At 61.3% G+C, this 10,586-nt stretch carries 1 protein-coding gene; it reads right to left on the bottom strand.

Annotation, left to right across the window (positions count from 1 at the left end; translation table 11 throughout):
- Nucleotides 1-98: 98 nt before the first annotated feature.
- Nucleotides 99-10,586, bottom strand: a complete 10,488-nt coding sequence (locus AC4PS6_RS22505; RefSeq protein WP_336826955.1) for an amino acid adenylation domain-containing protein — start codon at nt 10,584-10,586, stop codon at nt 99-101.

Below are 10,586 nucleotides of genomic sequence, written 5' to 3' on the forward strand. Positions count from 1 at the left end.
ACTGCCCGGGGCGGTTTGTTTGTCCGAATTATAGATAGGGCCATAAAAAAGCCCCCAGTCGCTCAAGGTGACTGGGGGCTTTTCATATTGGCCTCTGGTCAGCTCATCGCGGCAGCGAAGCTATGGACGAACTCTGCGTTATCGATTAATCGGTCATGGCTGGTCTCGATCAACACTGAGCGCTCGATCGTTGATTGCACGGCAACTTCCAGCATGCTCGCCTCAATCAATTGATGATGTACCCCAGTACGACTCAAGGTCGCCCACCAGCAACTTATCGGTGCCTTGATCGCCTTGAAGTCGGCATCGTGCAGGCGCTGCCCGAGAATGCGGTCAACCTCCCAGGAAATCTGCGCTTCGTGGCCACTGAGCAACTCATCCTTGAGCTCGCCAAAACGCGAGCCCAGGGTTTCCTCGGCCCAGTGGCTGAATGCAGTCCATTGCTCGCCTTCTGCAGCCTCTAAGCATTGCAGCTCGGACCAGTGGGCATGAATCTGCTGGGAGAACTCAGGGAACATCACCTCCAACAGTTCCACACGCCGTTCATTGGCAGAAATATCTCTTTCGTCAACCATCACCGCCGTATCCCAAAACGGCTTGACCCACTGCGGCGGGGATGCGTCGATCCAGCCAACACACTCGACCTGTCGGCCCGCCTGCTCCAGGCCATAGGCGACTTCCATCGCCAGGTTGCCCCCCAGCGACCAACCGGCCAAACGGAACGGACCCTCGGGCTGAGCCTTCAACAATTGCGTCGTGTAGTCCTCGACCATTGCAGCCCAGGCTGGCACCTCGCTGCCCTCCTCGGCCAAGGCGCGACACATCACCCCCATCACCGGCCTGTGCTCACGCAACGCAAGGGCAATCGCCTTGTAACAATGCACCGAGCCATAGCTGGGATGGAACAGGTACAACGGTGTTCCACGGCTTTGACTGTTGAGTCTCACGATCAACGAACTGCCAGCGCTTCCCTCAAGGCAAGCCGCCTGCCCTGCGACGCTCGGATTGAGCATCAACTGACTCACCGACAGCTCCACGCCAACAGCTTTGCGGATGCGCTCCTTGAGCATCAAGACCAGCAACGAATGCCCGCCCAACTCGAAGAAGTTATCTTCGACACTCACCTGCTCAAGCTCCAGGACTTCGCGCCAAATGGCTACAAGTGTTTGCTCCAGCGTATTGCGCGCTGCGACGAAGTGCCGTTCGTGCAAGTTTGAATCCGGCGCAGGCAACGCCTTGCGATCCAGTTTGCCGTTGGGGCTCAGTGGCATATGGTCCAGCAGTACCCACTGCGCAGGCACCATGTAGTCCGGCACATGTGCCAATAAATGAGTGCTCAGTGCATCACGCCAGGCGAGTGTCGAATCCTGCAGCACCACATACCCAACGAGATACTTGCCTTCATGCACTTGCACCGAGGCGTCGCGCACCAGTGGATGCTCCAGCAAGCGCGCCTCGATCTCACCCAGCTCTATGCGCAAACCGCGTAGTTTTACTTGATGATCCAGGCGCCCAATGTATTCGATCACGCCATCCCTGCGCTGTCGCACCCGGTCGCCGGTACGATACAACCGCGTGCCAGGCTGGAACGGGCACGGTACAAACCGCTCTGCGGTCAGGCTGGGACGTCGATGGTAACTGCGTGCCAGCCCGACGCCCCCCAGGTACAACTCGCCCGCAATGCCCACCGCGACTGGCTGCAACTGCGCATCCAGCACGTAAGTGCGCAGATTGGAAATGGGTCTGCCAATCGGCACGCTGTCACGATGCTCATCGACGCACGTCCAGTGAGTCACATCAATCGCAGCCTCAGTCGGTCCATACAGGTTGAACAAGCCCGTATTCGGCAGCTCGGCGAATACGTGTTGCTGCACCCCCACCGGCAAGGCTTCGCCACTACAGATGATACGGCGCAACCCCTGACAGCTGGCCACCTGTGAATCCTGCAGGAATGCGTGCAGCATGGAAGGCACGAAATGCAGGGTGGTCACTTGGTGCCGATTGATCAACTCCACCAACTTCGATGGATCTCGATGATCTCCAGGGGCCGCTACCACCAGCCGTGCACCGGTCATCAAGGGCCAGAAAAACTCCCATACCGATACGTCAAAACTGAACGGTGTCTTTTGCAACACCGTATCTTCGGCGCCGAGCGTATAAGCCTGTTGCATCCATAGCAGCCGATTGGTCAACGCACAGTGGCGGTTACCCGCCCCTTTCGGCTGGCCGGTGGAACCGGAGGTGTAAATGACGTAAGCGAGATTTTCCGCGTCTACGGCCACATCAGGATCGGTATCGGCATACTCGCTCAGCCAGTGATCGTCGGGCTCGACCACCAGACAGTGCGAGGGCGCGCTGACCGGTAAGGCCTGTAACAAATGCGCCTGCGTCAGCAGCAGCGGTACGTTGCTGTCTTGCAGCATGTAGGCCAGGCGTTCGCGCGGGTAGTCCGGGTCCAGCGGCACATAGGCGCCACCTGCCTTAAGCACAGCCAGAAGTGCTACCACCATTTCAATGGAGCGTTCCATCGCCACACCTACCAACACATCAGGCGCGACACCGGCCTGGATCAAGCGGTGCGCCAATCGATTGGCTCGTGCATTCAACTGCGTATAACTCAGTGTCTGAGCGCCAAACACCAAAGCCTGGGCATTCGGTGTGCGCCGCACTTGCGCTTCGATCTGCCTCTGCACGCTGTCTTCCAACCGATAATCCTGCGCCGTGTCGTTCCACTGTTCGACTATCACCTGATGCTCAAGAGGTTCCAATAGCGGTAGCTGAGCGACACGTTGGTGAGGGTCATCCAACATGGCCTGCAACAGGTTCTGCCAATGGCGCGCCATGCGATTGGGCGTGGCGGCATCGAACAGGTCGGTCGCATAAGTCAGGGTTGCCCATAGCCCATCGACGGTTTCCTGTGTGTCCAGGCTCAAATCGAACTGAGCGGTTTGCGTGCCCCACTCCAAGCTTTCAATCCTCAGGTCGGGTAGTTGCTGGCTCGTACTGGCTAGACGCGCTTGACTCTGATGATTGAAAAGCACCTGAAACAACGGATTGCGGCTCAAGCTGCGTTCAGGTTGCAGGGCTTCGACCAATTGCTCGAACGGCAAGTCCTGATGGCTTTGGGCGTCCAACGCCCGGTGCTTGGCCTGCTGCAACAGCTGGGTGACCGTCATCTGCGCATCGAAATCGCCCTTTAGCACTTGGGTGTTGACGAAAAAACCTACCAGGCGCTCGGTTTCGACCCGGTTACGATTGGCAATAGGCACACCCACGCGAATATCCTGCTGCCCGCTGTAGCGGTGCAGTAGAGCCTGGAACGACGCCAACAAAACAATGAACAGCGTGACATCCTCACGCTGCGCCAGGGCCTTGAGCCCCGCCACTAATGCCGGTGCAAGCTTGATCTCCAGGCTTGCACCACGAAAGCTCTGCACCGAAGGTCGCGGCCGATCAAGGGGTAGCTCCAACACTGACGGCTCACCGCCAAGCAGAGCCTGCCAGTAACCCATTTGCCGATCGCGTTCACCACCCGTCATCCAGTCACGCTGCCACTGGGCATAGTCAGCATATTGAATCGGCAATGCCGGCAGTTGCAGGTCCTGGCCCTGGCTGTAGGCGGCATAAAGTTGCACCAACTCATCCACCATCACCTGCATTGACCAGCCATCGGAAACGATATGGTGCTGCACGAGCACCAACACATGGTCGTCTTCGGCCAGGCGCAACAAGGTTACGCGCAGCAACGGCCCTTGCTGCAGATCGAAAGGTTGCGCGATCTCGGTCTCTACCCGACGCTGCAGGTCCGCCTCATTGACCTGCTCATGAAGGATGGCCACAGTGCCGTTTTCACGGATTATCTGGAAGGCCTGCCCTTCGTCCTGATGTACCTGCGTTCGCAGGCTTTCATGACGGGCTACCAGACTGTCGAAACTGCGTTGCAAAGCCGCATGATCCAGCCAGCCACGCAAGCGCAAGGTGCTGGGTACATGGTAGGCCGCACTGTGCGGATCCAATTGCCAGAGAAACCACTGGCGCTCCTGGGCATAAGACAGCGCCAACGGCTGTTGACGGCTGACCGGCAGGATCTGAAGCACACTTGCCTGTGATTCATGGGAGTTGCACAGGGTCTCGACAAACCCCTGCAGTCGCGGTTGCTCAAACATTGTTCTGAGGGGTACTTCCCGACCCAACAGTTGACGCAGGCGCGAAATTACCTGCATCGCCAATAATGAATGCCCCCCCGATTCAAAAAAGTGATCGGCCAGACCGACACGCTCCACGCCCAGGATCTGGGCCCAGATGGCCGCCACCTGTTGCTCCAACTCGCTCTCGGGCGCCACATACACCTGCTGCATCTGACTCACATCCGGCAGCGGCAAGCCCTTGCGGTCGAGCTTGCCGTTGGGGGTCAGCGGCATACGCTCAAGGAACATCAAATGCGTCGGCACCATGTAGTCCGGCAAGCGGGTTTTCAAGGCGCGCCGCAAGGTTTCGCGACCGGTGGATTGAGCGACAGCATCATCCAGGAGCGTCGGGTCCAGTGGTACGACATAGGCCACCAGTTGCTTACCGGTCGGCCCCTCTTGGGCGACCACCACGGTTTCACCGACACTGGCTTGCTCACGCAAGCGCGCTTCGATTTCCCCCAGTTCGATACGGAAACCGCGGATCTTCACCTGATGGTCCACACGCCCCAGGTAATCCACCACGCCATCCGGACGCCCGCGGGTCAGGTCGCCGCTGCGATATACGCGACTGCCGGGCTTGCCGAACGGGTCCGGCACGAAGCGTTCGGCGGTTAACGCCGGACGTTCCAGATAACCCCGGGCCACGCCCTCGCCGCCCAGGTACAACTCGCCGGCTACGCCGATGGGTTGCAGGTTCAGTTGCGCATCCAACACGTAGCCACTGCGGTTACCCAACAAGGTGCCGATCGGCGCGTAGACGGCGCCACAGGGGTCGCCCTTGCGTGCCTTCCACAGCAGCGGCGTGACCACGGTTTCGGTCGGGCCGTAGCCGTTGAACAGGTATTTGGGTTTCAGCGCGCGCCACGCCAGGTCGTAGCTGGCTTGAGCCACGGCATCACCGCCAAAGCAGTACACCCGCACCGCCGGCGGGTTGCCGTCGCGCTCGGCATGTTCGGCCAACTGTTGCAGGTACACCGGTGGGAACACCGCCATGGTCACGTTATGGCGATGCATCTGCTCGTAGGTGTATTCCGGCAGCCACAGGCTGTCGTCCCGGATCAACACGCTGGCGCCGTTGATCAGCGGGTGCATCCAGCCTTCGTGGGAGCCGTCGAAAGCGAACGACATGAAGTGCAGCTCGCAATCGGCCGGCGAGGTTTCATAGCGCTCGCCGGTAGCGATGATATGCGCCACCAGCGGGCCGTGTGACACCGCCACGCCCTTGGGCAAACCGGTGGAGCCGGAGGTGTAGATCACGTAGGCGAGGTTGTCGCCGTCCAGCGCCACATCCGGGGCCGTATCGCTGTAATCCGACCAGGCTTGCACCTGATCCACCGCCAAGATGTCGAGGCCGTCCGGGATCGGCAACCGGTGTTGCACGGCCGAATGGGTCAACAGCAATTTCGAGCGGCTGTCTTGCATCATGTACAGCAGGCGATCACGTGGGTATTCGATATCCAGCGGCACATACACGCCACCGGCTTTCATCACCGCCAGGAACGCCACCATGATCTCGGCACTGCGCGGCATGGCGATGGCCACCCGCACTTCCGGGCCGACGCCACGGGCGATCAAGGCATGGGCCAGGCGGTTGGCCTGGCGATCCAGTTCGCCGTAAGTCAGGGTTTGAGCATCGAATTTCACCGCCACTGCGTCCGGAGTTTCGCGGGCGCGATCGCCGACCAATTCGTGCACCAGGCGCTCGGCCGAAAAACCAGACTCCGTGCGGTTCCACAGTTGCAGGATCTGTTGTTGTTCGGTCGCGTCCAGCAGGCTTAACTGGCTGAGCTGCTGTCGTGGGTTGGCGACCATACCTTGCAGCAGGTTCTGCCAGTGACGCGCCATGCGTTGCACGGTGCTGGCTTCGAACAGGTCCTGGGCATAACCCAAGGTGGCCCATATACCTTCGGTGGACTCCTGAATATCCAGGTCCAGGTCGAAATGTGCGGTCTTGCTGTCCCAATCCAGCCCTTCTACCCGCAGCCCTGGCAATTGGTGCTGAACCTGAGCCTGGCCGACGTCAGTCTGATGATTGAACATGACCTGGAACAGCGGGTTGTGGCTCAGGCTACGCTCAGGTTGCAGGGCTTCGACCAGTTGTTCGAACGGTAAATCCTGGTGGGCCTGGGCTTCCAGGGCGCGTTGCCGAACGTGCTGCAGCAACTGCTCGACACTCATCTGCCCATGCACATCGGCCTTGAGCACCTGGGTGTTGACGAAGAAGCCAATCAAGCGCTCGGTCTCGCTGCGATTGCGGTTGGCAATCGGCACGCCGACACGTATTTCTTCCTGGCCGCTGTAGCGGTGCAACAAGGTCTGGAACGATGCCAGCAACAACATGAACAGGGTCACGCCCTGCTGTTGGGCCAAAGCCTTGAGCCCCTGAGTGAGTTCCGGCGTCAGCTCGAATGCCAGGCGTGCGCCGCGGTGGCTCTGCACAGCCGGGCGCTGGTGATCGAACGGTAACTCCAGCACGCTCTGCTCACCGCCCAACAGCTCACGCCAGTAGGCCAGTTGACGTTGCTTCTCACCGGCGTCCATCCAGCTGCGCTGCCATACGGCGTAGTCGGCATACTGGATCGGCAGCGCCGGCAACTGCACGTCCTGGCCCTGGCTGTAACCGGCATACAACTGCACCAGTTCCTCGACCACCAACTGCATCGACCAACCATCAGAGACGATGTGATGCTGCACCAACACCAACACATGCTCGTCGGCGGCCAGGCGCAACAGCGTGACACGCAGCAACGGGCCTTCTTGCAGGTCGAACGGCTGGGCGATCAGCGCTTGCACCCTGGCGTTGAGCTGGGCTTCATCGGCATCGGCCTGGGTGATCGGCAAGGACATTGGCGGCTCAATCACTTGCACCGCGCCGTCGTGATCCTGGCGGATATGGGTGCGCAGGCTTTCATGACGCGCCAGCAAGCTATCGAAACTGCGTTGCAACGCAGCCAGGTCCAATTGCCCTTTCAGGCGCAGCGCGCTGGGAATGTGATACGCCGCGCTGTGGGGTTCCAGTTGCCAGAGAAACCATTGTCGCTCCTGGGCGTAAGACAGCGGCAACGGCTGCACGCGCCCGGCCGACAGCAGGGCCGGCGCCGTTGGCGATGAGCTCTCCTGGGCTTGCATGGCCGCGACAAACGCCTCCAGCCGCGGGTGTTCGAACACGGCTTTGAGCGGCACTTCCAGGCTCAGCGTCTGGCGGATGCGTGACACCACCTGCATCGCCAGCAAGGAATGCCCGCCCAGTTCGAAGAAGTGCTGGTTCAAGCCCACCCGTTCGGCCCCCAGAATAGCCGCCCAGATCGCCGCCACCTGTTGTTGCAACGGGGTGACCGGCACCCGCCAATCCTGTTGTTCCACGCTGGCATCTGGCTTGGGCAGGGCCTGGCGATCCAGCTTGCCGTTGGGGTTGAGCGGCATGCGCTCGAGGAAGATCAGGTGCGCCGGCACCATGTAGTCCGGCAGGTGGTCGCGCAAGGTGGCCATCAGCTGTTCGCCCACCTCGGCGCGCTCGGTTTCAGACAGCGTCTGCGCAGGTACCAGGTAGGCCAGCAGTTGGTTGTCGGCAGCCAGCAACAGCGCTTCACGCACGCTGTCCTGGGCCAGCAGCACAGTTTCGATCTCACCCAGTTCTATGCGAAAACCACGGACCTTGACCTGGTGATCGACCCGCCCGACATACTCCACCACACCATCGGCGCGATAGCGCGCCAGGTCGCCGGTGCGGTACAGGCGCTCGCCGGATGGGCTGAACGGGTCAGCGACAAAGCGCTCGGCGGTCAGGCCCGGCCGCTGCAAATACGCACGGGCCAAGCCATTGGCGCTGGCGATATAGAGTTCACCCACGGCGCCCAGCGGTAGCAGGTTCAGGTCACGGTCCAGCACATACAGGCCACGCCCTGGTAGCGCCCGGCCAATGGGGCTGGCACCGCCGGCGCTGACGGCGCTCGGGTCAGTGCAGTCCAGCACGCTGGAAACCACGGTGGCCTCGGTAGGCCCGTAGGTATTGAGCAAGCGCACATGGCCGAGCCCGGCGCGCTGCCACAACAGCGGGCCGTCCAACGGCATGGCTTCGCCGCCGATATGGATCTGGCGCAAGGCACCATAGGTCCTTGGGCCTGCTGCCAGGCAATCTTGCAGGAACAGCTTCCAGTAGGCCGTGGGCAAGTCGGCCAGGGTAATGCCCTGGGCAATGATCTGCCGATACAGCTCGGCACCGTCCCACAACTGCGGGCCACGCAGTACCACGGTGGCACCAAGGGTCAGCGCCGGGTACAGCTGCTCGACGAAACCGTCGAAGTTCAAGGTGGCAAACTGCAACACTCGGTCCTGGGCAACCAACTGCGAGTAATCCGCCGCGATGCCAGCGAACTCACTCAGTGCTGCATGGCTGATGGCAACCCCCTTGGGCTTGCCTGTGGAGCCGGAGGTATAGATCACATACGCCAGGCCCTGGGGCTCGACCTCAACCGGCAAATTATCGTCGGCACGCAACGCCAACTGCGCCTGGACCCGGTCGATGTCCACCGCCAGCACCTGGGCCGGCAACGGCAGGCGCCCATGCAGGTGGGATTGGGTCAACACCAGGCCCACACCACTGTCCTCAAGCATATGCGCCAGGCGTTCGCGGGGGTACTCAGGGTCCAGCGGCACATAGGCCGCTCCTGTCTTGAGCACCGCGAGCAAGCTGACCACCATGGCAAAGGAGCGCTCCACGGCGATCCCCACCAGCCCTTGAGGGCCGACGCCCTGAGCCAGCAGATAATGCGCCAGGCGGTTGGCCTGACGGTTCAGTTCCCCATAGCTGAGGGTCTGCTCATCCAGGGCCAGGGCTTGACGTTCCGGCTGCTGATCAGCCTGGGCTTCAAACAGCCGGTGTACAGCCTCAAAGGGGGTGACACCGGCCGGGGTGTTCCAGTCCTGGAGCATCCTGTGTTGCTCAGCGGCACCCACTATTGGCAGTTCACAGAGGCGGCTGCGGGGTGCGCTCACCACCGCCTGCAGCAGGTGTTGCCAGTGTTGCGCCAAGCGCTCGATGGTGGCGGCGTCGAACAGGTCGGTGGCGTAGGTCAGCGCGGCCCAAAGCCCGTCGGCGGATTCATGGGTGTCCAGGCTCAGGTCAAAATGGGTGGTCTGGCTGTCCCAGTCCAGTTCCACCACACGCAGGCCCGGTAACTGCTGGCCTTCGCGGCCGCCTTGGGCATCGGTCTGGTGGTTGAACATCACCTGGAACAATGGGTTGTGGCTCAAGCTGCGCTCGGGCTGCAACGCCACCACCAGTTGTTCGAACGGCAGGTCCTGATGGGCCTGGGCCTCCAGGGCTCGGCGTTTGGTTTGTTGCAGCAGCTCGGCAAAGCGCATCTGCCCGTCAAGGTCAGCCTTGAGTACCTGGGTGTTGACGAAGAAGCCGATCAGCCGCTCGGTTTCGACACGGTTACGGTTGGCGTTCGGCACGCCAATGCGGATATCCGACTGCCCGCTGTAGCGATACAACAGGGCTTGGAACGACGCCAGCAGCAGCATGAACGCGGTCACACCCTCTTGCTGCGCCAGGCGCTTGAGCCCCGCCACCAGCGTCGGTTGCAGATGCACCTGCAGGCTTGCACCGCGATGGCTTTGCTGCGCCGGGCGCGGACGGTCCAGCGGCAATTCCAGCACCGGTTGCTCGCCGCCCAGCAGGGCCTGCCAATATGCGAGTTGGCGCGCCTGTTCCCCGGCTTCCATCCAGCCGCGTTGCCACAGCGCGTAGTCGGCGTACTGGATCGGCAGCTCCGGAAGTTGCAGGTCATGGCCCTGGCTATGGGCGGCGTAGAGCTGCACCAGTTCCTCCACCATCACCTGCATCGACCAGCCATCGGAGACGATGTGGTGCTGCACCATCACCAGCACATGCTCATCCTCGGCCAGTTGCAACAGCGTCACACGCAACAACGGGGCCTGGTGCAAATCGAACGGCCGCGCCACCTCCTCTTCCACCCGCGCCATCAACTGCGCTTGGTCGACGTGCGCCTGCTGGATCTGCACCCGTGCCTGCGGCATCACTGCCTGCCACAGGCGTTGACCGTCATCGACCAATTGCGTGCGCAAGCTTTCATGCCGGGCTAGCAGGCTGTCGAAACTGCGTTGCAACGCTGCCAGGTCCAAGTGCCCGTGCAAACGCAGGGCGCCTGGGATGTGATAGGCGGTGCTGTCCTTGTCCAGTTGCCAAAGGAACCACTGGCGTTCCTGGGCGTAAGACAACGTCGGTGTGTCGCTGTCGTGGCGGGTGGGAGCAATCGGCAGTTGAGCGAAACTCATGCCCCGGCTTTGCAGGCGCTGGTAAAACTGCTGGCGCTGCTCCAGAGGCAAGCGAAGAAAGCGCGACACCAGGTCGATATTAGGGTTGGAAAGCAT

It is taken from the genome of Pseudomonas sp. DW-iso17 (genome assembly GCF_058725345.1).